The sequence below is a fragment of the Kitasatospora sp. NPDC001664 genome (genome assembly GCF_053596675.1).
This window is the reverse complement of sequence record NZ_JBSFGS010000037.1, coordinates 34107-59625: the sequence shown is the minus strand read 5'-3', so window position 1 is coordinate 59625 and position 25519 is coordinate 34107. Positions and strand designations below refer to the sequence as shown.

Genomic DNA, 25519 nt, shown 5'->3' with positions numbered 1-25519 from the left:
TGTCCCGGCCCGCACTGGCGCTGGCGGTAGCGCGACAGTCAGCGAAGAGCGCGCTCTCGGGGTGTGTCTAGTGCTCTGACCGCACAGGTCCACCGGGTTGGTGGTGGCACGGTCCGGACGGGTTGGATGTGAGTCGACATCCAAGGTTCGGGGAGCGTGGTGGCGGGGCCGGTGAGGGTTCGGAGACTGACGGATCAGGAAGGTCAGCAGTTACATAGGATTGTGCGTCGGGGCAGTACGAGTTCGGTGCGCTACCGCCGGGCGATGATGCTGCTGGCCTCGGCCGGCGGCAACCGGGTGCCGGTCATCGCCCAGCTGGTAGCGGCCGACGAGAACACCGTGCGGGATGTGATCCACCGGTTCAACGAGATCGGCCTGGCCTGTCTGTGGACCCTCGGTGGGCGGGAGGCCGTCCTCGCCAACTCAGCACTGACGACGAGGACTTCGTCGTCCAGATGGCCACCACCCGCCGGGCCAAGCTCGGCCAGCCCTTCACCCGCTGGTCGATCCGCAAGCTCGCCGCCTACCTGCGCAAGGTTCATGGCCGGGTGGTCCGCCTGGGCCGCGAGGCCCTGCGCTGCCTGCTCTCCCGACGCGGCGTCGCCTTCCAACGGGCCAAGACGTGGAAGGAGTCCACCGATCCGGAGCGCGAAGCTAAGCTCGACCGGATCGAGCACGTGCTGAAACGCTTCCCGGATCGCACGTTCGCATTCGACGAGTTCGGGCCGCTCGGCATCCGCCCCACCGTAGGCAATTGCTGGGCCGAGCAAGGCCGGGCGAACCGGCTGCCTGAGACCTACCACCGCACCCACGGCGCTACCTACTTCCACGGCTGCTACTCGATCGGCGACGACTCCCTGTGGGGCGTCAAACGCTGACCCCGCATCGGCTCGGACTGGGCCCGGCTCTGGGCGAAGGAGCACGGGGGCAGCCTGGCCGCGCCGGCGCGGGCGGTGATCGGCGGCGGGTACGCCATCAGGGCCTGGCTCGCCGCGCTGCGGGCCGCCGCCGAGGTGCCGGACGGCGAAGCGGTCGCACTCGACGCGGAGCGCCGGGCGCAGCTGGAGGCGGTCGACCCGTGGTGGGCCCCGCGCTGGCCGATCATCTGGCAGCGCTCGTACGCCGTCGCCCGGATGTGGTGGCTGGAGGCCGACGGCCAGACCGACTGGGCCGGGCTGGACGTGGGCCTGCAGTTCGACGGCGAGGAGCGGGGCCGGCGGGTGCGGGCGCAGCGGGCCGCCTTCGCAGGGCTGAAGCAGGAGCGGCAGGACCTCCTGGCGGCGCTGGGCATCGAGGAGGACCAGGAGCCGGCCGCTGCCCGGGCGAAGGTGGCGGCCCGGCCGAACAAGTCCCGGGGTGACCGGTTCGCGGCCGGCCTCGCAGCCTTGGCGGCGTTCGTCGCCGAGCACCAGCACGCGAAGGTGCCCCGCCCTCACAAGCAGCCATTGGCGGCGGAGACAGGGGACAGAATAACGTTGTTCGCGCTTCGCACCTGGCTCAACAACAACAAAAGCCGCAGGGCGGGGCTGACGACGGATTAGCCCGCGCCGCTCGCCGAGCACGGCGTGGAGTGGGCGGTGGTGGAGGCGTGAGCGGGGCCGCTGTGCCTGGTGTGCCGTCGGGTGGTGACGCCCGGGGTCAGATTCCGATTCGCACCAGGAACATGCGCACCATCAGCAGCGCGTCGACGACGACGACGCCGACCAGCAGAGGGCTGGGGGTCTGCCGCAGGGTGGTGGCGCCGATCCTGATGCCGAGGGCGAGGAGTACCGCCGAGGCGGTGAAGACGGTGCCGACCAGCAGGGAGGGCGCGCCGAGTTCGGCGGCCAGGTTGCCGGCGATGAAGGCCAGGAGCACCTGGGGGATGCCGAGCAGCCAGACGGCGGCGACGCGTCGGGGGGGCCGGTCGGGGCCGGGTGGTGGTCTCGTGGAGCGGCCCCGGGCTGCCCGGCGAGGGCCCAGACGGGGGGTACGGCGGGGGCGGGGGGACGGGAGGGGTTTGGGCCGGACTGGGTACGAGGCCGTCCAGTGCGGTCTGGATCAGGTGTCCGAACACGGCGTCGGCGGCCATCTCGCGGGCCAGCACCTCCGCTGCGTCCGCTTCGGCGGCGGCGCTCCACTCCGTGTCGAGGCGCAGCACCGCCGATCGGCCCGTCTCCGTTCGGCCGAGGCGTTCCCGTACGAGTGCGATCACCTGGGCCTCTGGCCCCGTCGCCGCCCCGCCCCTGGCGACGGATTCGACGAGCACCCGGACCGCGGCCGCAGCCGGTTCCTGCTCCTGCATGTGCGTCCCCTCGTTTCCGCTCCCGGTGATGGTAGGGGCGGGCATGAAGGGCCGCCAGATGGCCGTGTCAGCTGAGCCGGGCGCGTGCGCACGCCGGCCGTTGTGGCAAGTCTGCGGCCGTCTCGCGCCGGGGTGGCAGCGCCTGCGGCCGGACTTTCTGGCACGCCGAGGAGATCGGGCGGCAGTGGAGCCGGCCGGGGCGGGCTTCGCCGGTGTCGAGGGGCTGGGTGGGAGTGGGGCCGGGGTAGCAGGCGCGTTCCAACCAGCGGTCGGCGATGGCGTTGCCCTGCGCGTCCTTCTCGTCGGGGTAGGCCGCGCGGGCCTGCGCGGCGATCCGGCCGAGCCATCAGACGACTGCGGCCTGGGCGTCGCCGGGCTCGGGGACCGGCATCACGAAGTCGGGGTGCGGCTCCGCCTCGGTCTGCTCGGGGACCTCGGTGGTGTCGGCGCTGGCGGTGGGGGTGTCGGGCACGCCGGGATCGTGGAGGGCGCCACCGACACCCTCGGGTGGCCGCCGCTGTGACCGGCAGCTCAGGATCGGTGGTGACCGGCGAGGCCCAGCTCCTCGCGGCGGAACCGGACCTGTGGGGCGCGTCGTCGTGGAGTACGACCTTGGGGGGAATCGTTGCTCGAATTCTTCGTGCTTGTCGCAGTGGTGCTGGCTGGGCTGGTTGCCGCGCCGGTCCTGTTCATCCTGGGGACCGTGGTACTGGTCCGCAGCAGCAGCGACGCCGGTCCGTCCGGCGGCCTGCGCGGGGTGGCGCTGCTGTCGGCCGGGGGCGCGGCCGCCGCGTACCTGTGGGGTGCGCTGCACCTCCTCGGCGCCGTCCTGACGACGGACGACAGTGGAACCGACGCTTTCCCGATCCAGCCCTGCCGTGAGGGCGGCATGGCCCGGGCGGAGACGGTCGTGGACCACAGCGTGAGCTTCCTGCCGCTGCGCTTCACGTGCGAGCTGCGCGCGGGAGGTGGCTACACCGTCGCCGTACCGGGGTACGTCAACCCGGCCGTGGGGGTTCTCGGGCTTGCTGCTGTGGCCTGCGGGATCCTGGCCGGCGCGGCCGGCGAACGGTCCGGCCGAAAGCGATCCCCCGCACCCTGAGCCCGTGGAGAACGCTCGCGTTGCCGCAGCGGTGCCCTCCGTGGTTCGCGGGCGTGCGGCAGTACTTGCGCTGCGATACGTCGCCCGGCCGTACCCCGGCGCTGTGTTGTCCGCGGACAACACGGTCGCGGAGGAGGCGGCGGCATCCCGGGCCTCGGCGACCCGCCCTGGCAGGGCCCGTCACCCGTTTCGCCCCTGCCCAACCCCGCTCGGGGCAGGGAAACTGACCAGTGTTCAGGAGATGCGACGGGCCGGGGAGACACGACCTGATGAGCGCGCTGAAGCTGATGACCTTCAACGTCCAGTTGCTGCCCACCGTGCCCGGCACGACCTCGCCGGGCAACGAGGCGGAGGGCCGGGCGCACGCGGTGGCGGACGCCCTCGACGCCCTTGGCCCCGACGACCGGCCGCACGTGATCGCCTTCAACGAGGTGTTCAGCGAGACCGGGCGCGACGTCCTCTACGAACGGCTCAAGCCCGCCTACCCGCACATCGCCGTCAAGCTGGACGACTGCGCCATCGGGCAGGACAGCGGGCTGATGCTGTTCAGCCGCCTGCCGTTCCGTACTCTCCCCCCTCAGGCCAGCGACCCCAAGGTGCACTTCTTCTCCTACCCGGACTCGGCCGACAAGGACGCCCTGGCGTGCAAGGGGGTGGGCCTGGTCCAGGTGCTGTTCCCGCCGACCGGGGTGGTGACGATCGCGTTCACCCACACCCAGGCCTTCTACAAGTGGGAGGACCAGTACGCGGCCGAGCGGGCCGGACAGTTCAAGGACCTCGGCCAGCAGCTCTCCCTGATCCTCGGCCCGCCCGGCACCGGGCTCTGGCGCACCCTGGTGGTCATGGGCGACTTCAACGTACGGGGCGACCCGGGCGCGGCCCTTGCGGAGTGGGGCACGGTGTTCGCCGCCCCGAGCGGTGTCTTCAGCACCGACCTGACCGACGGCTGGCGGACCTTCATGCGTCCCCCGAACGCGTTCGTGGAGTCCGATCCGGGCTACACCTGCAACAACCTGGACCCCGGCGAGAACGGGGAGCTCCCGGCCGGGCTGCTGATGCGGCTGGACTACCAGTGCTACAGCCGGGCCCCCGAGCGCAGGCTCGTCCCGCAGCACATGCGCACCAGGTTCCGCGCGCAGAGCGACCACTGGTCGCTGGAAGCCGACGCCCACCTGGAGACCCCCGCCTGCACCCCCTCCCGCGCCGTCACGGTGCCCTCCGCCACCACCCCGGAGGGGCTGCGGGCGTACGGGCTGAACATCGTCCACGACGGCAGCTACCAGTGGGTGTACATCGAGGAACCCGGGACGTACACCGTCTTCCCCGAACCCCAGCTCGACATCGACCTGTTCACCGCTGACGACATGTCAACTCCCCTCGTCCCCTACGACGTCCTGCCACCGGCCGCGAGCGGGCTGAGCACACTGCCGGGAGACCTGCGCCGGCTCGGGATCGAACCCGGCGCGGACGGGCAACAGTTCGAAAGCCGTGGCCCGTTCTTCATCCGCGTACGGGCCACGCGGCAGAGCGGCGGCTACCGCGGCGTCTGCCACGTCGGCGTCCTGCGCCACCGCGGTGAGACCCGAGCCACCGCCATCGCCCTTCTGCCCTGGGAAGCCGCGAAGGACCCGCAACTACCCAACGGCCAGAAGCTCGGCCCCAACGACGAGTGCTGGTTCCGCGCCCGCATCGACCGCGCCCACAGCGGCCTCCCGCACACCTCCACCTTCACCCTCCTCAACAGCACCGGCCACGAAGCCGCTCTCGAGGTCCTCAGCGGATCGGCCGGGACGCTCACCGCCTCCGGAAGCGGACCCCTCTCCGAGGTGGACCTGAGCGCCGTCGGCGTCGAGGTGGTGATGCTGCGCCTGATGCGCTCCTCCCTCACCGACACCGGATTCCGGGTGGGCTGGAAGTCGGGCCTGACCTACCTGCGCTCCACCCCCACCGGTCCGATGGTCCTGCGCTGCATCGACGAGACCGGACCCGACTGGGCCGGCGGCGACGAGATCACCCTCCAGCTCCAGGCGGACGGCCTGCCGGGCCACTTCTTCAGCACCTACTGGGACGACGCGGACTCCGGCGAGATGCTCAAACTCGAAGGCCAGGTCCCCGTGGTCGCGTTCGCCCAGCACATCGAGGTCTGGGTGAAGGAGCACGACTTCCTCCAAGACCCTCCGGACACCACCCTCATCCAGGCCCTGGCACCCGGCGACCCGCTCACCAAACGCGTCCAGTCGCCCTTCTCCGTCCAGAGCGGCACCTACCGCTTCGAATGCACCCTCACCCGAACCCCCGACTGACCGACCGCAGGGGCCCCGACTCCCGTCACCCCGTCTCGCGCGAACACCACCGCAACGCGCGACAGTTGCTGGCGACAGCGGCACCGCGCGCCGACCTGGACGCCCCCGCACACGCCGGGGTGCCTCGCACCTCCTCGGCAGTGGGTACCGGCGCTGCCCGCAGGGTGGCCCGTACCGGCATGCTCCTCCCCCGCATCACCGCCCTGGGAGCTTCGTCACCGCTGGCCGCCTGACCATGCGGTCGGCCGAGGCGGGTTCGGTCGGAGCGTCCGCTGGGAACGCTCGCTCCGTGGACCAAGGGGTAGCCGCGTTGGTCGGCGCCGGGGTGGGTGTCGTCGGATCCGCGATCGTGGGCGGATCGGGCCGGTCGCCCATCGGCTCGTCTCGGCGACGGCCGATCTCCGGGCTCGGGCCGGACTCACAACGGCTCTCGGCGGACGGCCAGCAGACATCTGAGACGGCGTCGCGCCGCCGCACCACCTGGTGGGTTCGGCGGTGGTGTCCCGGGCTCGCCCCGGCCGGGGCGTTCTTGCCGGGTGGGTGAGACCGGTCAGAGCCGGTAGGGGTACAGCTCCACCTTGTCCGCTGCGACGGTGATCTCCACCCAGGTGCCGTCGATTCCGTCGGGCGGTGGTGGCGATCCGATCTCGAACCACACCGGCGAGTCACCCAGATCGAGAACCGCGAGGGGTTCCTCGACGAGCTCCAGCCGACCGCGCAGGACCACGTGGCCGGCGTGCTCGCGGATGCCCGGTTCGGTGAGCGGGGTCGGTCGGGTGTTGAGGCCCCAGAGGATCTCCTCCCTGACGGTCCACTCGATGTAGTGCCGGCCCGCCACCTCGAACGGGTCGCCGCGCCACACCGCCACGGCACTGCCGACGGATGTGTGAAACCTGACCATCATCCGCTCCGGCTCGGAGGTCGGCATCAACTCTGTCTGCACCAGCACACCCTGATCATCCACCATCCGTCCGGAACAGCCGGCGGACCGACCACGAGCGCGTGTCGGAGGGCAGGTGACCGTCTCACCGGGGCTCGACCCCACCGGGGTGGGCCGAGCTGACCGAGGCCCTGCTCCGAGTGGCTCGCCGCGCTCGGCCTCGACCGGCAAGCCCGCCCGCCCGCCGTGATGGAACGTCGTGGCGGGCGGGCCGGTAGTCCACTCGGAGTTCTCCGTCAGGCCCCGCTCACCAGGTCACGGGCAGCGACCGCATGCCGTAGATGAACGAGTCGGTACGGAACTCGCGCTCGCCGGCCGGCCGCAGCCCCGGCAGCCGGCGGAACAGCGTCTCCAGGGCGATCTGGAGTTCGGCGCGGGCCAGCGGCTGGCCCAGGCACTGGTGCACGCCGAAACCGAACGCCAGCTGCCGCCGGGCGTCCCGCTCCAGGTCCAGCTCGTCCGTCGCCCGACGGCCGGCGCCACCGAACACCGTCTCGTCCCGGTTGGCGGTGGAGAGCAGCGCCATCACGCCCTCCCCGGCCCGGATGGTGACGCCGCCCAGCTCCACGTCCTCCAGCGCCACCCGGGGCAGGCCGGTGTGCACGATGGTCAGCAGCCGCAGCAGCTCCTCCACCGCACCCGGCAGGGTGGCCGGATCGGCCAGGGCGGGGATCTGCTCGGGGTGGTCCAGCAGCAGCGCGGTCGCCAGCGAGATCATGCTCGCGGTCGTGTCGTGCCCGGCGATCAGCAGCAGCACGCCCATGCCGGCCACGTCGTCCGGGGTCAGGTCGTCGCGCGCGGCGAGCCGGCTGAGGGCGTCGTCCTCCGGGTGTTCGCGCTTGCGGTCCGTCAGGCCGCGGAGGTAGTCGCGGACCTCCTCCTGGGCCACCCGGAGCTGCTCCACGGTGGCCTCCCGGCTGACCATCGTGCGGCTCAGGTCCTGGAAGCGTTCGTGGTCCTCGTACGGCACGCCGAGCAGCAGGCAGATCACCAGTGAGGGCACCGGCAGCGCGAAGTCGGTGACCAGGTCGGCGGTGGTCCGGCCCTCGGTCATCCGGTCCAGCACCCCGTCCACGATCCGCTGGATCTCCGGGCGGTGCTCCTCCACCCGCTTGACCAGGAACTCCCCGGTGATCATGCGGCGCTGGCGGGCGTGCTCGGGGTCGTCCAGTCGCAGGAAGTCCGGATTGTCGGTGATCAGCTCGCGAGCGCCCGCGATCAGCAGCGGGAAGGTCGGGTGGCGGATGTCGGCGCTGAACCGGCGGTCGGACAGTACGGTGCGGACCTCGGCGAAGCCGGTGACCAGCCAGCAGAGGTCGCCGTCGGGCAGCTTGGCCCTGGTCACCGGCCCGGTGGCGGCGGCCTCGGGGTACGCGGGCGGCGGGCCGAACGGACAGCCGCCGGAGTGCGGGGCCGGCAGGGCGAGGACAGGGGTGGTGGGTGCGCTGGTCACAGCGGGGGTCTCCTCACGTCGCGGGTGTTCTCGTGGGGCTGGGGACCGGGAAGGTTCCCGGCGCGGCCTGCGGGGTCGATGGCGGAGGTCCGTCAGGCCCCGGTCCGCACGGGCTCGCCCCCGGTGACGGTGATCGCCCGGCCCGGGCAGAGCTCGGCGGCGAGTCGGGCGTCGTCGAACTGCTCCGGCAGCAGGACGGTCTGACGGAGCCTCACGAGACCGTCCCGGTCGTCCTGCTCGAACACCGCGGGGGCGTTCGTCACGCACATGCCGGAGGTGCAACAGCGGTCCCGGTCGACGCTCACCTGCATGTCGGGCACCTTTCGCCAGGGCGGCACCGGCTGGCCGGCGGCCGCCTCTCCTTGTCACGGCCAACCTAGCCGCCACTGGTCCAGACCACGGTGGCCGGAACGGGAATGGCTGATTCGGCCACCGTGCGCGAACCCCGTTACGGCGCAAGGCGTTTCACCCCGTGGTACCTGGCCGGACGGGTCGGCGGACCCAGCCGTGCGGACGGCCTCACAGGACTTCGGTGGTGGCCAACTCCCCTACGGGGAAGGCCGTTTCATGCTCGGCGGCACTCTTGGCCGGCCGGGAGCCCACCACCTCGGCAAACCGCAGGGCCGACCGCGAGGTGACGGGACGTCGCGGGGGGGGGGGGCAGCAAGGACTGCCCTGGCGGGACAGCAAGGACTGCGCTCGCAGGGTAGCGGTGACTGCACCGGAGGCCGTCGAAGGTGACTTCGACGACGGGTTCCGGCCGGGCCGGTAGCGTCCGGGCGCCCCGGGACGGGCCCCTGCGGCACGACTGGCCCGCCCCGAAAGGCCGGCCACGCCGTCGCGGAGGCGTCCCCGCGAGTCGTTCGGAACCGCAATCGGGGAGGAGGCCGGACCGAGGAACGAGCCGTCCGGTGACGGCATGTGACGGACGTCGCCGGTCTTGTCCGCCTCCGCGGCGGAGCGGCACCCGCCCGTGCTGTCGGCGACTTCGGCGGCTCGCAGCCCGTCGTAGGTCGGCTCGCGGTCGCGGTCGCCGTCTCGCTGGAGTGCTCCGGCGGCGAGGGCCCGCGCCGTGAACCACACGCGGGGATGCGGGCGTGGTCGCGCACTACGCGGTCACCACGCCCAGGAACCGCAGCACCGCCGGCACGCGGCGGTGGTCGGCGTCGGCCCTGGGCAGGTCGAGCTTGGTGAGGATGCTGTTGATGTGCTTGGCGACCGCGCTCTCGCTCACGACCAGCTCGGCGGAGATGCCGGAGTTGGACCGGCCGCCCGCCATCAGCTCCAGGACCTCCCGCTCACGCGGTATCAGCCGGTCGAGCAGATCGCTGTGCCGGCGTACCAGCAGCTGCGCGACGACCAGACCAGCACCAGGGTGATGGCCAACCGCAGACGGAACCTCCTCCAGCACTCCGCCCGCCGGCCGTCAGGGGTGTCGGTGCGCCAGACCGACTCGACCTCGACGCGTCCCTCGGCGATGGCCACCGCCGCCAGCGGCACGTCCTCGGGTGGTAGTAGGTGTGGTCCTGGCCCGCCCCGTACGTACCGTAGGTCGGCCCGGGAACCGTGTGGCTGCGCACCCCCGCCAGGTGTGCCACCCGTCGCACCCAGTCCTCCCGCACGGACCACAACACGGCGACCTCCTGGGCGGTCAGCCAGGCGCCCGGGGTGAGCTCCTCGTCCGGATCGGGGTCGCCGGGGGACGGTTCCGGCGCATCACCGTGCGGCGCGGGCGGTCCTGGATCCGAGGTCTGCGACATACGGCCCCCTGACACGGCAGGCCACCAGTACACCCCCATCGGACCTCCACGACACCAGAGTTCCGGGAGCCGCCCCGTGCGAGGTACGCCCCCGCGACCAACGGTTTTGCAGGAAACGAGAATTGGCCGTCCCCCCGGCGGGCACGTCCGCGAGCTCGTCCCGGACCCGGCCCACCCCCACCACCGCCCCGGATGGCTCAACCGTCCGGGACCAAGACGGCAAGCACTGCATCGGCAGTCGGCAGTCGGCAGTCGGCAGTCGGCAGCCAGGAGAACAGGCCGCCGGCAACTGAACTGCCAGGCCGCACGCCTCCCAGTCAGGCTGGCGTGCTCGATCGCCAACTCTTCCGGGGGGCGACCCAGCACCCGGCGCATGGTCCCTGCTTGTTGGGACTCAAGGAGTCCGGGTCGGATTCGGTGCGGGTTCCTTCGTCGTCCTGGTCGGGTTCGGCGTGGGTGCCTTCGTGGTCCTGGTGGGGTTCGGCGTGGGTGCCTTCGTCGTCCTGGTCGGGTTCGGCGTCGGCGGCTTCGGCGTCATGGTGGGCTTCGGCGTCGGCGCCTTCGACGTCCCGCCGGGCGTGGGCTTGGAGTCCTTGAAATGCCAACTCACGCCGGAGATCGCGTTCTGGCTCTGGCCGGCGAAGTACTTGAACAGCCCCGGGGACATGTCGAGGTCGTTGATGCCCGCACCCGGTGCCCGATCGGTCACCTTCGCGGTCGCGGTGCGGCCCTTGTAGGTGATGCTGACCGTCGCGAAGCACACCGATCCGTTGTGGAACATCTGGGGGCTGACCGCCACGATGAAGTCCCCGGCGGAATCCACCGTCCCGCACGCGTTGAGCCCGGGCGAGTAGGAGGTAGCCCGGCCCTTGTACGTGGCCGCGGAGGCCGGCAGTGCCGCCGCCGCGAACACGGCCGCGAATGCCAGCGTTCCCACGCCTGCGGTGATGGTGTTCCTCGTCGAACTCTTCATGGTTCCTCTCAGGTGTTTTCTCATGGGAGTCGCTACACCGGGCCGTGCCCGGAGCGAATTGACCCTTGTGGCCGGCTCGTCGACCGGTCCGCCGAACCGTGCACCGCGAACTCGGACGCTAGCCACACGAATAACTCCGCGTCCATTCCACGACGCAGAACTGCCCTTTGAGGCAGAGCTTCTGGCCCTTCGTCGACCAGACAGAGGCCCTTGCCGTCGCCGCTCATGCCGAAAACGCTCTGGCGGCCTTGCCGTCGGCGCTCCCGCAGGTCGACCGCCAAGCGTCCAGGCCGCCTACACATGCGTCACCGCAGCCGGGGTTCGTCTGCGAGGGCACCAGCCACCGCCCGGGCAACGACCACCGTCGACTACGCACCTGGCGCCCGGACGCCACCGGACTGCTGACAGGTGCCGGCTCTCTCCGCGCGGGTACGCAGGCCGACCTGGGCGCCCGTGGTCACTGGGATTCCTTCGAGCAGCCTGCCGGAGGAGCCGCGACTGCACGACGTTCGGTCCGTTCCAGTTCAACCGCGACCAATACGATGACGCGTCGCGGGGCCTGTGCGCGGAGATCGACTCCTACGCCGTCGAACCCGCCTGAGCACCACCAGGTGCGGCCCGGCAGGGTAAGGACAAGGAAGCGGTTCATGGAGAGATTCGAGCCGGAGAGTCTGGCGCTGATGCCTGGTCAGAGGGTTCGGGCCAACGTCCTGAGCCATCACCCATGGGGCGTGCTCGTTGAGATCGTCGGCTACGAGAACACCCGTCTCTCGGCCTCTGTCGACATGATCGAGCAGTTCTCCCGAACCACGAGCAGCCATGACGAACTGCTCGCGCTCTTTCCACCCGTCGGTTCGCAGATCGATGCGGTCATCGAGCAGGTCCGCCGCTGGCATCCGCCGGTGTCAGTGCGGCTCAGCATCCGCCCTGCCGACTTGGAGTCGCTGGTCCGGGCCTACGACTTCTGCGGTGAACGGGTCACGGTGGCCCCAGGCGGAGGCGCGCTTGTCCTGGACTCGCGGAGCAATGACGGTCCAGGAAGCCACACCGTCATAGCCCACCGAAACTGCCTGGCCGAGCGGATCCGCCCCGAGAGCACCGGAGAGCGGGCTCGGGCATGGGAGATCGGGAAGATGTGCTGAGGATCGGACGGCGCGTACTCGACCGCTCGCTGACGTAGCTGAGCTCGACTGCTCATGCGGCGTGGATCAACTGGTGATTCAGGACAACAGGCGTGATCGTGAGCGCACGGGGTGCTGTGGGGACAGCCGCAGGAGCCGAGGTCGGCGCGGACCTCGCGGTGGGGGTCACCGGTAGAGCCGGCCGACGAGGTGCACCCGAACCGGGCCGGCACGTGACGAGCCGTCACACCCGACCCGGGACAGCAGCGCGAAGAACAGCCGCGCGGTGAACGCGGTGGGTCTGCCACCATCGCCGCATGGACCTTCCGAACGAGCTCGCTGACTGGGTCGACTCCGACGGGGCCGCGTACCTGCTGGGCCGGACGCTCGGGATCTTCGCGGAGGACCAGGACTTCTCGTCGATGAAGTGGGCGTTCTGGACCGCGAACCCGGTCGGAGACGCCCTCCACGAGTCGCTGCTCCAGCTCACTGCGGCGGGCATCCTCGAACGGGACGAGGACGAGGACCGCTTCCGGTGGGCCAGCGACACCGCACAAGTACTCGAAGCAGCCAGGTGGGGGCGACCCCGGCTCACCTGAGCGGCCCGCCAGGTCCCGGCCGCCTGCTCAGGGCGTCGTGCGCCATCTCGGGCCGGTCTCGGCGTCCAGCGCCCACACCCACTGCCCGTCCGCGGTGACGGTCATGCCGTAGTCGTACACGCTCGGGCTGCCCAGCACGGACCACTGGTCCCACGCGGATTCGAGTTCGTCGGCCAGGCGGCGCGGCCCGCCCTGATGGGCGAAGACCCCGTGGGCCGTGGTGGACAGGCTCGCCCACGACCGGCCGTCGTGGATCCACGCCGACGTGCCGTCCCCGTCGGCCGCGGTGGTCAGCTCGACCTCGGGCAGCGCGACCCGGAGGTGGAATCGCAGCCCCCAGTCCGCACCGAGCGGGGTCAGATCACGACGGAGGGGGCGTTCGCCGTCCGGCTCCCGGTGGCCGCGGACCTCGGCATAGGCGCGGTGCGGGTGGCTGGGGGCGGTGCGGTCGGGCATGAACTGGGCCAGGCCCTGGAACCAGCCCTGGGCGTGGGTGTGGTCCTCGGCAACGGTGAGGGCGACGTGCCCGAGCCGACCCCACGGCACGACGAGTCGGCCGCCGGGCCGGCACTGGGCGATCCACGCCCACGGCACGCGCTCGACGGCGTAGGTGGCCACCACCCGGTCGTAGGGGGCGCCGGCCTCGCATCCCGCGTTGCCGTCGCCGGTCACGGCCGTGACGTGGAGGCCCAGGTGCTCCAGACGGACCGTGGCGGCGGCCGAGAGCCGGGGGTCGGCCTCGACGGTGGTCACGGTCTTGGGACCGGTGCGCCAGGTGAGGAGCGCGGCGTTCCAGGCGGACATGCCGGTGCCGAGCTCCAGTACCTGGTTCCCGGGCTCGGGTTGCAGGGAGTCGAGCATGTCGACGACGAGGGCCTGCGCGGAGAGGCTGGAGGTGGGCAGGTTCGCGGTGATCTGGGTGACGGCCGGGGCGTGCTGGTCGGCGTAGAGCAACCCGGCCCAGCGGTCAGGGCTGCTGTCCCGGTCGACCGGCTGCCAGGCCTGGCCGTCCCAGTCCCACAACCGCGAGGGGGCGAACCTGTCGCGCGGCAACGCGGTGACGGCTTCACGGATCCAGGGCGAGCGCCCGGGCCAGGTGCCCGCGCTCGCCATCCGCTCGTCCAGCCGCGCCCGCCATGACGCGATCCCGCCCTGACCAGTGGTGTCGCCGGCCTCGGCCACCTCGCCCGTCCCCTGCCGCTCCACTACTTCTTGTGCTTGCCGTCGCCGGGTGGCGGAGGCGGTACCTGGCCGTCCGCGTTGCCGGGAGGCGGAGTGCCCTGGCCCGGATCCGGCGCCGGCTTCTCGTGGTCTCCCATGCCCGCGTCCCTCCCTCGTCGTGGCCGCCCGGCCGACCCGGCGGGCCTCGACGCCCATCGTGCACGCCCGACGCCCGCCGGGAAAGAGCGCGTCGGGGTGGTGCGGCAGCACGCCGTGTTGACCGGCTACGCAGGACATCACGGCCAACCGGCAGGACCAGCCCGCGCCCGCTCATCCGTACCTGGCTGAATACCCGTCAGCGACCATCGCGGCGATGACGGCGGTGATCCCGATCGTGGCTCCGCTGTGCACGCTGTGTGCACCCTTCCAGGACAACGGCGGGTGAGGATTCGGTCCGGCCCGGCGACGGGTCACCCAGTTGCCCAGCCGGGCGCGACGGCGATGGTGATCAGCTGCTCGGCGTCCAACAGGGCCTGCCCCTCGTGCAGCTCGGGCCCGCTGCCGGCGTACGCCTCCAACAGCACGCGTCGGCCGTCGGGCCGCAGCACGTCCACCCGCCAGCGCGGCGCGGAACCGCTGCCGCTGGACACCAGCACCCGGTGGCCGTCGCGGACCTCTGCAGCCCGGTACCGGTCGCCGTAGCCGGGAAGGTCGGCCCGGTGGTCCTCGACCAGGACGTCCAGCAGGCCGCTGTTCTCGCCGCCCTTGACCGTGAGCCTGGCCCGGCCGTCGGCTCCGTGGCCGGCGGGGACGCCGATGAGGCCGGGCGGCATGAGGGAGCCGGCGACGGCGGCGGCCCACGCGGACGGCAGCACGGCCTGGCCGGGGCTCGCGCTCGCCGCGCTGCGCCGTTCGCCGGCCGTCGGCAGGTCGGCCACCACCGGATCCCAGGCCCGGGACTGCAGGGCGGCGGTCAGTTGGGCCACCGACAGTGGCGGCGTGGGCCGGCTGACCGGGGCGCCCTTGGACTCGGGGGCGTTCCATTCGTCGATCTCGACCACCCGGCCGTCCTTGCCCGCCAGCAGCGCGCTCCAGAACTTGGTGTCCTCCCGGCCGTCCGGGTACTCCAGCCCCTGATGGATCCTCAGCACCGAACCGTCCGGCAACGTCTCGATCCGGCAGACGGCCGCCGGTTCCACCGACTTGGGCCGGCAGCCGTAGGTGCCCTCGGCGACCTGGACCTGCCGGGCGAACCGCGTCACGGAGACGGAGATCTGGCCGAGGCCGGCACCGTCGTCGAACCGCGTCTGCATCCACGCCCCGTCCCTGGGGACGTCCTGCTCCTCCACGCCGTGCACCTCGCTGAACGCACCCGGTGGCAGGGCCGACTTGAGCGCCGCCAGAACTCGTTCCGTCGCCACCGGCACCGGCCCCGAGGTGCGACCCCGTCCGGTCGGGCCGGCCCCGCCACTGGGGGTGGCCGCACCGGACGGCGCGGTCGCGGACGGGTTCGGGCCGAGCGCCGGGCCGATCGGCGCGCCGGCCGGCACACCCGGCTGCGCGAACAGGTAGGCGCCCCCGCTCACCAGCGCCAGCGCGGTCGCGGCACCGACCGCCCGGCCGACCTGGCGACGGCGCCAGAGCCGCCGGCCCCGGGCCAGCCCGGCCGCCTCCAGGCGGAAGGCATCCGTGTGGAACGCCTCGCCGGCCCGCGCCATGGCGTGCGTCAGGTCCTCTTCGAACGTGTGGTCACTGCACATACGGGGTCCTCGTCACGGTGGTCGTGGTCCTGAGCGGGACGGGATCAGTGGTCGGCGAGCTCGGCCATCGAGTCGCCGAGCAGGGCGCGCAGCCTGGCCAGCGCCCGGGTGGTCCTGGTCCGCACCGCCCCCGGGGAGGAGCGCAGCACCTGAGCGGTCTCCTCGATGCTGCGGTCCTCCCAGTGCCGCAGGACCAGGACCGCACGGTCCTTGGGCGGCAGTTGGGCCAGTGCGTCCAGCAGCGTCAGCCGCAGCGCGCTGTCCCCGTGCCCGCCGCCGGTCTCGGGGAGGTCGGCTACGGGCAGTTCGCCGCTCGACCTGCGTCTGCGGTGGTTGAGGAAGGCGCGGACCAGCACCTGGTGGGCGTACGCCCCCGGGTCCTCGATCCGCGAGCGGCCGGACAGCCAGGAGTTCTGCCGACACCAGATCGTGTACATCCGCGCCAGCGTCTCCTGCACCAGGTCCTCGGCCAGGTGGGAGTCGCCACCGGTCAGCAGGCACGCCGTGCGGTACAGCTGCACTGCCCGACCGGCCGTCAGCTCCAGGAACCCGGCGTCCCCGGCCTCGGCGGGCGCGCGGTTGCCGGCCATCTCTCATCTCCCCCTCGAACGCTCTCCATCTCTCAGAACCCCGGGAGCGGCGGAACGTTACAGCCCGCTTCCGGAAATCCTTCCGGGCACCCGACCCAGCCCGGGCTGGGCGGAGCCACGGCGGGCCGGGAAGGGAGAGCAGACCCCGGCAGCCCGGCAGGGTGCGAACACCGTTCGGTTGCCGTGGTGGGCAATGAGCCTCATGCAGGGCCGAGCAAGCAGGGCCTCGCCCTTTTGAACACGTTCAAGCATGTGGCATGATGCCGTCTCCGAACCGATGGGATGAGGGGGCGTCAGTGAGGAGCTCGGCCACGGGCAGCGGTGGGGGACAGATGGCGTTCGCGTGGGCGTCGGTCATCGGATGGGCGGCACTGGCCGCCGTGGGCCCGTTCGTCGGGCTGCTGGTGGGGATGATCGTCCTCGGCTCGGTCCCGGCCGTCCCCCTGGGGATGTTCCTCGGACGGGCCCGAGCGGTGACCGCCCTGGTGGTGGCGGCCGCAGCGGGGACCGCCGTACTCCCCCTGACCGGCGCCGCAGTCGGCGGGCAGTCCTGGGGAGCGCCCTGGCTCTGGTCACTCGCGCTGGCCGGCCTGATCCTCTACACCTTCCCCCTGGTCACGGCAGGCTGGGCAGCCGCATGGCTCGCCAACCGCGAGCAGGACTGAGCTCAACCGCACCCTCCCCCGACCTGCGCGGCCGATAGGCCGGGGAGACCTCAGCAGACCCGCAAGTTGCGGCGGCGCACTCCGCTCACCAGGGCAAGGACCCGACCGCCGCCATCAGCACCAACCGCGCCGCGGTGCCACTCACCGGCTGCTGCGGAGAAGAAATTTCCTCGCCGCCTGTCACATTCCCCGGCTGGGGCGTGTCGGTGAGATGTCCGAGCAGGGAGGACGACCTCGCTCTCCCGCTCCCGCCCGACCAACCTTGGAGCCACGCCATGTCCGTCGCCCACGTCGTCCTCTCCGTCGTCACCGCCCTGTGGATCGGGTTCTCCGGTGTGTCCCTGGCGCGCCGGGCGGAGTTCGTGACCCAGCCGCTGGTGGACTACGGCGTCCCCCGTTCCTGGTGGACTCCGCTGGCGCTCGCCAAGCTCGCCGGCGCGGCCGGTCTGCTGGTGGGCCTGGCCGTGCCCGCCCTCGGGATCGCGGCCGCTGTGGGACTGGTCCTCTACTTCCTCGGCGCCGTCATCACCAACCTCAGGGCGCGCTCCTACAAGACCGTGGTGTTCCCGATCCTGTACCTGGCCCCCGCCGCGGTCACCCTCGGCCTCGGCCTCGCCGCCTGACGACCGTCACCACGCTCGCCGACATCAGCAACCGTGCCGGAAGGACGCGATGACGGCTGAACAGCTCCCGGCCCAGAGGGGTCCGTCCGGTCTCCGGCCGACCGCCCCGAGGTGCCGGGCCCGGCCTCGGCCGGGCGGTGACCGCCCCGGCGCTGCCGGTGCGAGGCGCGCGGGTGGCACGGACCCAACACCTGCGGCCGGGAGCCCATCACACGCTCGCACAGCCGCACAAGCAGTGGCAGCGCACCAGCAAGGGGGAACCACCAGTGGACACGCCATCACCTGATCTGCCGGGCAGCCCGCAGGGCCGAGCCGCGCAGGAGCGCGAATCCTTCACCGCGCCTCAGGGCCCGAATCCATTCGCCGCACCGTCCCACCAATCACGGCACCCACTGCGGCAATTCGGCCCCGCGGCCTGGGCCGCCCTGATCGTCGCGGGCGGCCTGGTGGCCGTCACCGCGGTGGTGGCCGGGGTGGTGCCGGGTGGACGGTCTACCACCAGGTGGTGCAGCGGCCCACGTCGTACGGCGAGAAGCTCCGCGCACAGGCCCGGAACATGTACTGGCTGGAGGGGTCGGTCGCCTTCGCGGCACTGGTCTTGCTCTGGACCCAGCCCTGGTCCGAGCTGAACGGGCCGCACTGCAGCCAGGACGTGCCGCCGTTGGTCGTCCAGTCCATCCAGACCAGGTCGCTCGGCTGGGTCGCCCCGCTGAGCTTGGCCCAGCCGCGCTGGGCGCCGGCGACGTTCCCGTACTGGAGCGTCACGGTGCGGCCGTTGCCGAGATCGGCGGACCGGGCAACGGTGCCGGAGAGGTTGTCCGGGATGTCGACGAAGCCGTTGGCACCGTTGTTGCAGTCGGCGACGGTGGCGGCGGCCGGGCCGGCCGGGCCATGGTCGTGACCAGCTGACGAGCGGTCAGGAGGTCGTACGTCACGAGTCGACCGGCGTCCGTCGACCACCCGACCGGCCGTCCCCCTCACCTGGAAGAGGCGGCGTCCGGCGCCACGCTAGCGTTGCGTCTCATGACGCCCGAACGGACGACCGACGAGAAGGACGCCGCCGGAGTGCGGTTGGTGGAGGACCTGGTGGCCCGGGTCCCCGGGTTCGAAGGCGCCTACGAGTGCCACCTGGAGAACGAGCACGAGGTGCTCACGTACGTATTCTTCTGGGACGTCGTCCAGGACACCGTGCGCTCCTACCTGGGAGAGGGGGAGCCGGACGGGCCCGACTGGCGGCAGGTCCTGGCCTTCCTGGAGGAGGAGACCCTGCGGTGCGTCCCGGGGGCGATCGAGGTCATCGTGACCGGCTTCCTGTACAACCTCCCCTTCCCGGGGCGGCCCGGCTACGGGATCGAGGTGCACCTCGGGCCGGTCATGATGGAGCGGTACCTGCGCATCCGCCCCTGGTACGGGGAGTACCCGCCGGGCACCGACCGCACCGAACCGGCATAGCCGCAGCAGCACGGCCCGGGCCCCGGGATCGGTAACTGCTCTGCTTCGGGCCCCTTCTGGCGGTACATCAGGAGCAGCGAAGGCCGGCGGACGATCGACCGGGGGTCACCGGGCCACCGGCAGGCCGTACTCGGGAAGGTCGATGTCGCCGGCCTTGGCGAACTGGGCTGCCAGGAGCTGCCGCATCGGCCAGCGGTTCATCGACCGCATCGACATCGCCCGCAGGCGGATCGCCAGGGCGCTGTTCGGGGCGAAGCCGCCGGCGCCGCCCGGCGGGAGCTGCTGCGCCTTGGCGACGTACGGGCGCATGATCCGGTCGTAGCCGCGGAAGGCGGAGGCGATGTCTCCGGGCGCAGCGGCGAGTTCGCCCGCCAGGACGTAGGCGCCGACCAGGGCGAGGCTGGTACCGAGGCCGGTGAGCGGGGAGGGGCTGTAGCCCGCGTCGCCGAGCAGGGCGACGCGGCCCCGGGTCCAGCTGTCGAGGTGGACCTGGCCGAGGGAGTCCAGGTGGAAGTCGGTGGAGCGGTGCATCGCGTCGAGCAGCCGGGGTGTCTGCCAGCCGACGTCGGCGAAGCGGCGGGCGACGGTCTCCTTCTGGGCGGCGAGGTCGCGGCGGTCGAAGGTGAGCGGGGGCGATCGGAAGGCGAGGCCGGCCTTGACCTCGCCGGGCAGCCGCCCCGGGCGGGCGGAGGCGACCAGTCCGCCGGGGGCGTTGTGCATCAGGTACCAGCCGTCGAGGTCGAGGTCGGTCTCGGCGGTGAACCAGGCGAGCTGGATGTCCAGCGGCCGGACGCAGGAGGACTCCGGGCCGAAGGCCAGGCCGCGGACGACGGAGTGCAGTCCGTCGGCGCCGATCACCGCGGCGAACCGCCGGGTGCCGGCCCGTTCGAAGTCGACGGTGACGCCGTCGCCGTCCTGGGCGAGGGCGGTGACGGTGTCGTCGAAGAGGTACTCGGTGTAGGGCGCGGTGGACTCGTGGAGCAGGCCGGCGAGGTCACCGCGGAGGATCTCGATCTCGGAGACGATGCCCTCGCCGCCGAAGGCGTCGGCGGGCAGCCGTGAGGTGATCCGGCCTGCGGCGTCGACCGTGGCGATGCCCTTCTGGTCGAGACTCAGCTCGCGGGCCCGGTCCATCAGCCCCATCCGGGTGATGACGGTGCGTCCGGCGCCGCGCAGGTCGACCGTCTGGCCGCCCGGGCGCGGGGCCGGCGCGCGTTCGACGACGGTGGCGGTGAAACCGGCCGCGTGCAGCCAGTGGGCGAGGGCCGGGCCGGCGATGCCGCCGCCGGAGATCAGGATGTCAGTGTTCCCCATGACTCGGAATGTACGCTGTACGCATTAGTCGTAGCAAGCGAGAAATGCCGTGCAGAAAAGGCAAGTTGAGTGGAGTGCACTAGTGCGGAGAGCATTGGTGGACCAGCCCCGGGGCGGCGCTGGCTAGGCTGACGGGCAGCGTAGGTGCACTAGTGCGGAGGGGATGCGGTGGACCGGAACGACGGGGCGCGTTACCGAGGAATCGTCGAGGAGCTGCGACGCCGGATCGAGCTGGGTGAGCTCGCTCCCGGCGAACGGGTGCCCTCCACCCGGGAGATCACCCGGCAGTGGGGGGTGGCGATGGCGACCGCGACCAAGGTGCTCACCGAGCTCCGGAACGCCGGGCTGGTCCGCGCCGTCCCGGGTGTCGGCACGGTGGTCGTGGGCCCGGAGCGGCCACCTGCGCTGCGCCCGCCCGCGGCCCGGCTCCGGCGGGCCGCACCGGAGGTCGCGCTCGCCGCGGAGCGGATCGTGGCCGCCGCGGTGGCGATCGCCGACGCCGAGGGGCTCGCCGCGCTCTCCATGCGGCGGGTCGCGGCCGACCTCGCCGTCTCCCCCATGGCGCTGTACCGGCACGTCGCGGACAAGGACGACCTGCTGGTGCGGATGATCGACGCCGTCTTCGCCGACCGCGCCCTCCCCGCCGAGCGGCCCGAGGGCTGGCGCGAGCCGCTCGCGGTGGCTGCCAGGACCCTCTGGGACGCCTTCCGCGCGCATCAGTGGCTGGCGCCCGCGCTCTCCATGACCCGCCCTCAACTCGCCGTCAACGCCCTGCCGTTCACCGAGTGGGTGCTCGCCGCCCTGGACGGCCGCGGCCTCGACCCGTGGACGGTCTTCACCGCCCACCTGACGCTGCTCACCTACGTGCGCGGCATCGCGATGAACGTCGAGAGCGAGAACGCGGCGGAGGCCGACACCGGCCTCGACGCCGCGGAGTGGATGGCCACCCAGGAGACGGCGCTGCGCGCGGTGCTGGCGAGCGGCCGGTTCCCGCTGCTGGAGCGGTACACCGTCGACGGCTACGACTTCGACCTGGACCGGCTCTTCGCGTTCGGCCTGGACCGGCTGCTCGACGGCATCGCCGTCCTGCTCGGCGACTCCCCGCCGCGGCCGTGACCAGGTCCCGCCGGACCGCCTCCGAACTGCTCTGCTGATCATCGGAGTTGGCCCTCGGGATTCCTGCGACGGCCGCAGGGGAAGACCGACCCCGACGACGGACTCTGTCCCCGAGGGGGAACGGGTGGGGATCTTCCTGACGGTGTGTGCGGCACTGGTGGCCACGGCCTCGGCGTACCGCCTGGGGTACCGGCTCCGGGCCGAGCGTCCACCGGTGCGGACGCCACGGCCGACGGGCACCGAGCTGACGGTCTACGAGGTGGCGGCCCTGCGGTCCTGGCCGCTGCACCCCGATTCCCGTTTGGGCGGGCTCTGAGCGGGACGGAGCGCCGGCGGGCGTACTGCTGACCCTGGTTCAGGAACCGGGACGCCGCGCGACGTTCGGACCAGGTCAGCTCACGGGGCGTGCAAGTGCACCGGCAGGCGGCTCACTCCGCCGATCAGGTTCCCGCCCGGGAAGGGGAGGTCGGTGGCGGCTTCCGCGAGGCGCAGGTGCGGGGCGTGGTCGGCGAGCGCGCCGATCGCGGTCCGCAGTTCCAGCCGTGCGAGGTCGGCGCCGATGCAGCGGTGCGGGCCGTGTCCGAAGGCCAGGTGCGGGCCCGGGGCACGGGTGATGTCGAAGGTGTCGGGCCGGGTGAAGACGGCGGGGTCGCGTCCGGCGTGTGCGTGGGAGGGGACGACGGCTTCGCCGGCCCTGACCGTGGTGGCCCCGAGGGTGACGTCCGCGACGGCCAGGCGGGGCAGGCCGACGTCGGCGATGGTGTCGAAGCGCAGGATCTCCTCGACGGCCGGTCCGAGGAGGGTGCGGTCCGTGCACAGGGCCTGCCACTGGTCCGGGTGGTTGAGCAGGGCCAGCACGCCGTTGGTGAGGGTGGCGGCCGTGGTGGCGTGTCCGGCCACGAACAGGTTGACGGTGGTGGCGAGGAGTTCGGGCCGGCTCAACTCGCCTGCGGTGTGGGCGTCCCGCAGGCGGTCCAGCAGTCCGCCGGGGACGAGGGCGCCCTCGTCCGGCGGGGCGGACAGCAGCCGGTCGAAGTGGGTGCGCAGCGCCTCGTGACCTGCCCGGGCCTGCTCCGGGGGCAGTGAGGTGAGCGAGAGCTTGTGCCGGGCCCACTCGGCGGTCGCGGCCTGGTGGGCGGCGGCGACCCCGAGGACGTCGCCGAGGACGGCCTCGGCCAGCGGGAGGGCGAAGGCGGCGTGCAGGTCGACCGGTTCGGGAGCGGCGGCCGACAGGGCCGACAGCAGGCGCCGCACATGGGCCTCCACCGTGGGGGCGAGGGCGTCGACGGCGTCGCGGCGGAACGCCCGGGCGCACAGCCGCCGCACCCGGGTGTGGTCCGGCGGGTCGAGGCCGAGCAGGCTGGGCTCGTCACGGTCCGCCAGGGTGAACCGGGGACCGCCGGGGGCCGTGAGCATCTCCCGGCGGCTGAACCGACGGTCCGTCAGGACGCGGACGACGTCGGCGTGCCGGACCGCGAGGTGGGCCGGGCAGCCGCTCGGCAGGGTGACGGCGGCCAGGCCCGGCAGGGCCAGGAAGTCGGTGTGCGGCATCGGTGCGAGGCAGTCGGCGCGGTCGAACGGATAGGGCGGGCGGCCGCGGCCCGGGGCGGCCGTCGTCATGGGGTGGCCTCCGTGCGGTGGGGAGTGGGCCGACGGGCGGCAGGCCGCAGGACTCGCGGGGGTGGACGTGGTCGGGGCGCGGGTTGGACGAGAGGTGCTCGTGCCAGCGTCGGCGCAGGGCGCCGTCGGCGGTCAGCCCCAGCCGCTCCAGCACGCGCCGGGCGGTGCCGTCGGGGTCGGCCGCCAGGTCCGTGAAACGGACCGTCAGGCAGCGGTCGGCGACCGACGGGTCGGTGGTGAAGGCGTGCATCCTCGACAGCGCGGCGTGGGTGGCCGCCGTCATCTCCCGGCCGATCTCCACGGTGTCGACGGCGTCGCTGCGTCGGCGGCGGGCCGCGGCGACGAGGCCGCAGACCGAGCCGACCGCCTCGTCGACGTCGCGTTCGAGGACGACGTACCGGGCGCCGGGGTGGGCCCGGTCGAGGGCGGGCAGGTGCCACAGGTGGGAGGGGCTCTTCAGCAGGAGGCGGGAGCCGGCCGGGGCCGGGCGCCGGGCGAGGATGTGGGCGAGCTGGGCCCGGTGCAGGGCGTAGGTGGCCGTCAGGTCCTGCTCGGCGAGCCAGCGGGCGTAGGACGGGGTCCGGTAACTGAGCATCCCCAGCACGCTGTTGCGGAAGTCGGTGTTCATCAGGTGCTCGCACTCCTCCGGCTCCCTCGCCCCGGTGGGGTGGATGCGGGCCAGCTCGGGGGCGGTGCGGGACAGCTCGGCGACGTGCCGTTCGGCGTCCGCGACCAGGTCCGCCGTTCCGGCACCGGGCGGGGTGAGCGGCGCCAGCAGCTCCCACAGGCGGGGTGCGCGCAGCGCCGGATGGTGGGCCAGCAGACGGTGCAGCAGGGTGCTGCCGGTGCGCGGCAGGCCGATCAGAACGACGGGTGGCGCCTGCGGCAGCACGGGTGGCACGGGCACGGCGTGCAGCCGCAGCCGGGTCCGGAGCGCGCGCAGCAGGGTCTCCCGCGCCTCGGCGCGGCCGACCGGGGTGAGCCGGGCCTCCGACTCCAGCGAGGAGACGAGCAGGTTTAGGGCCGGGCCGTGTCCGGGGGCGCCGAAGTCCGCCAGACCGGTCGACCGCACCGCCTCGGCCCGCAGCGCGTCGGCGTCCAGGCGCTCGGCGGCGTACGGGCCGCCGCGGGGCGCGCGGTTCACCGTACGGCTCCCGACCGCTGTCGCGGGGTTCCGGTCCGGGCGGCCCACAGCGCGGCGATCCGGTCCACCACGGCCCGGACGCCCTCGGGCCGCGCCCGTGGGTTGATCGTGCAGAGCCGGAACACCCGGCGGCCGGCCACCGTCACGGCGGCGACCATGGCAGTGCCCTCCGCGCGCAGGTCCTGGCAGACCGCCTCCACCGCCGCGTCGGCGTCCTGTCCGGTCGGACCGGGCCCGGTGGAGGGCGGCAGCCCGCGGAAGGTGACGACGGCCAGGGACGGGCCCGTCACCACCTCCAGGCCGGGACGGGCGGCGATGTACGCGGCGACGTCCTCCGCCGTCGCCAGGCCCCGCTGCACGGCGGCGCGGAACGCGTCCGCCCCGAACACCTTCAGCGACAGCCACAGGCGCAGCGCCCGGAACTCCCGGGTCTGCTCCACCCCCCAGTGCAGGTAGTCCACCCCGTCCCCCTCCTGACCGGTGGCACCCGTGTCCAGGTAGCCGGGCAGCCCGATGCCGAACGCCCGGGTCAGCCGGGCGGGGTCACGCAGCAGCACGCATCCCGTCCCCGCGGGCTGGAACAGCCACTTGTGCGGATCGACGCTCAGCGAGTCCGCCTCCTCCAGGCCCGCCAGCACGCCGCGCCCGCGCGCGGTCAGCGCGGCGGGGGCTCCGAACGCGCCGTCCACGTGCAGCCACAGGCCCTCGGCGCGGCAGAACGCGGCCAGTTCGGGGAGCGGGTCGACGTCGCCGGTGGCCGTGGTGCCCGCGTTGGCCACCACCAGGAACGGCCGCAGGCCGTCCCGGCGGTCCCGGGCCACCTGCCGTGCGAGGACCCCCAACGGGATCCTGCGGTGCGCGTCGGCGGGCAGGACCCGGACCCGGTCCTCGCCGATGCCCAGCACGTGCAGCGCCCGGGGGACGGAGAAGTGGGTCTGGTCCGAGAAGTAGGCGCTCGCGCCGCGCGCCTCCGTCCCCACCAGCGCGTCGCGGGCCGCCGTCAGGGCGGTCAGGTTGGCGGTCGAGCCGCCCGACACGAACAGCCCGGAGGTACCCGGGGCGAGCCCCAGCAGCTCGACCAGCCACCGGACCGCGGCCGACTCGATCGCACTGGAGACCCCGCCGCTGAACCGCCATCCGGTGGGGACCGCGAACCCGGTGGCCAGCGCCGAGGCCAGCACCCCGGTCACCGTCCCCGGGGAGGGCACGAACGCCAGGAAGTCCGGGTGGTCCGGGTGCGCGTTGCCTTCTCGCAGCAGCCGTCCCACCTCGTCCACCAGCACGAGCGGATCATCGGCCGCGGCCTCGGGCAGGGCTTCGGAGCCCAGCCGTGCCGCCTCGGCCGCCGCGCCCGCCGAGGCCACCGGAGCCCCCTCACCACCGGCCACCAGGTGCCCCGCGACGATCTCCCACACCCGCTGCCCCAGCGCGTCGACCGACTCCGGCGGCAGCGTCAGCGAATCCGGCCCCCCGCCCCCACTGATGGTGTTCATGGAAGCACACTGTGGTACCTCGGCAGGGACGTGACAAGTACACCCC

Annotated in this window: 25 protein-coding genes and 2 pseudogenes; 11 read left to right on the top strand and 16 right to left on the bottom strand. The window is 72.8% G+C overall.

All coding sequences use genetic code 11. The features are described 5' to 3' along the window. Positions 1–159 precede the first annotated feature (159 nt). Positions 160–875: pseudogene (locus tag ACWCYY_RS35495) on the top strand (helix-turn-helix domain-containing protein); the annotation flags it as partial. A 78-nt stretch (positions 876–953) separates the two neighbouring features. Then, positions 954–1541: a hypothetical protein gene (locus tag ACWCYY_RS35490; protein ID WP_345288975.1), complete on the top strand. Its 588-nt coding sequence runs from the start codon at positions 954–956 to the stop codon at positions 1539–1541. A 97-nt stretch (positions 1542–1638) separates the two neighbouring features. Here the strand turns inward: ACWCYY_RS35490 and ACWCYY_RS35485 are convergent, their stop codons facing one another. Both ACWCYY_RS35485 and ACWCYY_RS35480 read right to left on the bottom strand, forming a co-directional pair. Further along, positions 1639–1857, bottom strand: coding sequence for a hypothetical protein (locus ACWCYY_RS35485; RefSeq protein ID WP_345288974.1), 219 nt, complete (start codon positions 1855–1857; stop codon positions 1639–1641). Positions 1858–2630: 773 nt separating this feature from the next. Continuing rightward, positions 2631–2756: a hypothetical protein gene (locus ACWCYY_RS35480; RefSeq protein WP_449798420.1), complete on the bottom strand. Its 126-nt coding sequence runs from the start codon at positions 2754–2756 to the stop codon at positions 2631–2633. 153 nt (positions 2757–2909) lie between these two features. Here ACWCYY_RS35480 and ACWCYY_RS35475 point away from each other — a divergent pair, with 153 nt between their 5' ends. Both ACWCYY_RS35475 and ACWCYY_RS35470 read left to right on the top strand, forming a co-directional pair. Next, positions 2910–3386, top strand: a complete 477-nt coding sequence (locus tag ACWCYY_RS35475; protein WP_449798419.1) for a hypothetical protein — start codon at positions 2910–2912, stop codon at positions 3384–3386. Between the two features lie 269 nt (positions 3387–3655). Beyond that, the gene (locus ACWCYY_RS35470; protein ID WP_449798418.1) at positions 3656–5689 is read left to right on the top strand and encodes an endonuclease/exonuclease/phosphatase family protein; all 2034 of its coding nucleotides are present in this window, start codon (positions 3656–3658) and stop codon (positions 5687–5689) included. 550 nt (positions 5690–6239) lie between these two features. Here ACWCYY_RS35470 and ACWCYY_RS35465 read toward each other — a convergent pair. The 6 genes and pseudogenes from ACWCYY_RS35465 to ACWCYY_RS35440 form a co-directional block, all read right to left on the bottom strand. Then, positions 6240–6638 (bottom strand): hypothetical protein, encoded by a 399-nt coding sequence (locus ACWCYY_RS35465; protein WP_345288969.1) that lies wholly within the window; start codon positions 6636–6638, stop codon positions 6240–6242. Positions 6639–6876: 238 nt separating this feature from the next. Next, positions 6877–8082 (bottom strand): cytochrome P450, encoded by a 1206-nt coding sequence (locus ACWCYY_RS35460; protein WP_345288968.1) that lies wholly within the window; start codon positions 8080–8082, stop codon positions 6877–6879. Positions 8083–8174: 92 nt separating this feature from the next. Further along, entirely contained in the window at positions 8175–8393 is a 219-nt protein-coding gene (locus ACWCYY_RS35455) for a ferredoxin (protein ID WP_449798417.1), read from the bottom strand. Between the two features lie 797 nt (positions 8394–9190). Beyond that, positions 9191–9442: pseudogene (locus tag ACWCYY_RS35450) on the bottom strand (response regulator transcription factor); the annotation flags it as partial. Beyond that, positions 9391–9582, bottom strand: coding sequence for a hypothetical protein (locus ACWCYY_RS35445; RefSeq protein WP_449798424.1), 192 nt, complete (start codon positions 9580–9582; stop codon positions 9391–9393). The pseudogene ACWCYY_RS35450 and the gene ACWCYY_RS35445, both read right to left, overlap by 52 nt. A gap of 654 nt (positions 9583–10236) precedes the next feature. After that, complete coding sequence (locus ACWCYY_RS35440) at positions 10237–10815, bottom strand: RlpA-like double-psi beta-barrel domain-containing protein (RefSeq protein ID WP_449798416.1); 579 nt, start codon at positions 10813–10815, stop codon at positions 10237–10239. 647 nt (positions 10816–11462) lie between these two features. Here ACWCYY_RS35440 and ACWCYY_RS35435 point away from each other — a divergent pair. Both ACWCYY_RS35435 and ACWCYY_RS35430 read left to right on the top strand, forming a co-directional pair. Beyond that, the gene (locus ACWCYY_RS35435; protein WP_449798415.1) at positions 11463–11957 is read left to right on the top strand and encodes a hypothetical protein; all 495 of its coding nucleotides are present in this window, start codon (positions 11463–11465) and stop codon (positions 11955–11957) included. Positions 11958–12253: 296 nt separating this feature from the next. Further along, positions 12254–12535: a hypothetical protein gene (locus ACWCYY_RS35430; RefSeq protein WP_449798414.1), complete on the top strand. Its 282-nt coding sequence runs from the start codon at positions 12254–12256 to the stop codon at positions 12533–12535. Positions 12536–12562: 27 nt separating this feature from the next. Here the strand turns inward: ACWCYY_RS35430 and ACWCYY_RS35425 are convergent, their stop codons facing one another. The 3 genes from ACWCYY_RS35425 to ACWCYY_RS35415 form a co-directional block, all read right to left on the bottom strand. Next, positions 12563–13741, bottom strand: a complete 1179-nt coding sequence (locus ACWCYY_RS35425) for a protein-L-isoaspartate O-methyltransferase (protein ID WP_449798413.1) — start codon at positions 13739–13741, stop codon at positions 12563–12565. Between the two features lie 425 nt (positions 13742–14166). Continuing rightward, positions 14167–15456, bottom strand: coding sequence for a hypothetical protein (locus ACWCYY_RS35420; RefSeq protein WP_449798412.1), 1290 nt, complete (start codon positions 15454–15456; stop codon positions 14167–14169). Between the two features lie 44 nt (positions 15457–15500). Next, positions 15501–16046: a SigE family RNA polymerase sigma factor gene (locus ACWCYY_RS35415; RefSeq protein ID WP_449798411.1), complete on the bottom strand. Its 546-nt coding sequence runs from the start codon at positions 16044–16046 to the stop codon at positions 15501–15503. 332 nt (positions 16047–16378) lie between these two features. Here ACWCYY_RS35415 and ACWCYY_RS35410 point away from each other — a divergent pair, with 332 nt between their 5' ends. Next, complete coding sequence (locus ACWCYY_RS35410) at positions 16379–16711, top strand: hypothetical protein (protein ID WP_449798410.1); 333 nt, start codon at positions 16379–16381, stop codon at positions 16709–16711. A gap of 275 nt (positions 16712–16986) precedes the next feature. Then, entirely contained in the window at positions 16987–17334 is a 348-nt protein-coding gene (locus tag ACWCYY_RS35405) for a DoxX family protein (protein WP_449798409.1), read from the top strand. Between the two features lie 492 nt (positions 17335–17826). Here ACWCYY_RS35405 and ACWCYY_RS35400 read toward each other — a convergent pair whose 3' ends face one another. Then, positions 17827–18294 carry a hypothetical protein gene (locus tag ACWCYY_RS35400; RefSeq protein ID WP_449798408.1) on the bottom strand — a complete coding sequence of 156 codons (468 nt, stop codon included), beginning with the start codon at positions 18292–18294 and terminating at the stop codon, positions 17827–17829. A 63-nt stretch (positions 18295–18357) separates the two neighbouring features. Here ACWCYY_RS35400 and ACWCYY_RS35395 point away from each other — a divergent pair, with 63 nt between their 5' ends. Continuing rightward, complete coding sequence (locus tag ACWCYY_RS35395; RefSeq protein ID WP_449798407.1) at positions 18358–18786, top strand: hypothetical protein; 429 nt, start codon at positions 18358–18360, stop codon at positions 18784–18786. Between the two features lie 105 nt (positions 18787–18891). Here the strand turns inward: ACWCYY_RS35395 and ACWCYY_RS35390 are convergent, their stop codons facing one another. Continuing rightward, positions 18892–20100, bottom strand: coding sequence for an FAD-dependent monooxygenase (locus tag ACWCYY_RS35390; RefSeq protein WP_380149828.1), 1209 nt, complete (start codon positions 20098–20100; stop codon positions 18892–18894). Between the two features lie 168 nt (positions 20101–20268). Here ACWCYY_RS35390 and ACWCYY_RS35385 point away from each other — a divergent pair, with 168 nt between their 5' ends. Both ACWCYY_RS35385 and ACWCYY_RS35380 read left to right on the top strand, forming a co-directional pair. Next, positions 20269–21216, top strand: coding sequence for a TetR/AcrR family transcriptional regulator C-terminal domain-containing protein (locus ACWCYY_RS35385; protein WP_449798406.1), 948 nt, complete (start codon positions 20269–20271; stop codon positions 21214–21216). Positions 21217–21340: 124 nt separating this feature from the next. After that, entirely contained in the window at positions 21341–21532 is a 192-nt protein-coding gene (locus ACWCYY_RS35380; protein WP_345288946.1) for a hypothetical protein, read from the top strand. An 80-nt stretch (positions 21533–21612) separates the two neighbouring features. Here the strand turns inward: ACWCYY_RS35380 and ACWCYY_RS35375 are convergent, their stop codons facing one another. From ACWCYY_RS35375 to ACWCYY_RS35365, 3 genes are read right to left on the bottom strand one after another with little or no spacing between them, the layout of a single operon-like run. Further along, on the bottom strand, positions 21613–22632 hold the full coding sequence (locus ACWCYY_RS35375) for a cytochrome P450 (protein WP_449798405.1): 1020 nt from the start codon (positions 22630–22632) through the stop codon (positions 21613–21615). Beyond that, on the bottom strand, positions 22586–23980 hold the full coding sequence (locus ACWCYY_RS35370) for a sulfotransferase family protein (protein ID WP_449798404.1): 1395 nt from the start codon (positions 23978–23980) through the stop codon (positions 22586–22588). The genes ACWCYY_RS35375 and ACWCYY_RS35370 overlap by 47 nt, the downstream gene beginning before the upstream one ends. Beyond that, a complete protein-coding gene (locus ACWCYY_RS35365) occupies positions 23977–25473 on the bottom strand; it encodes a pyridoxal phosphate-dependent decarboxylase family protein (protein WP_449798403.1) in 1497 nt (498 codons plus the stop codon). Before ACWCYY_RS35365 ends, ACWCYY_RS35370 begins: the two co-directional genes overlap by 4 nt. Positions 25474–25519 lie beyond the last annotated feature (46 nt).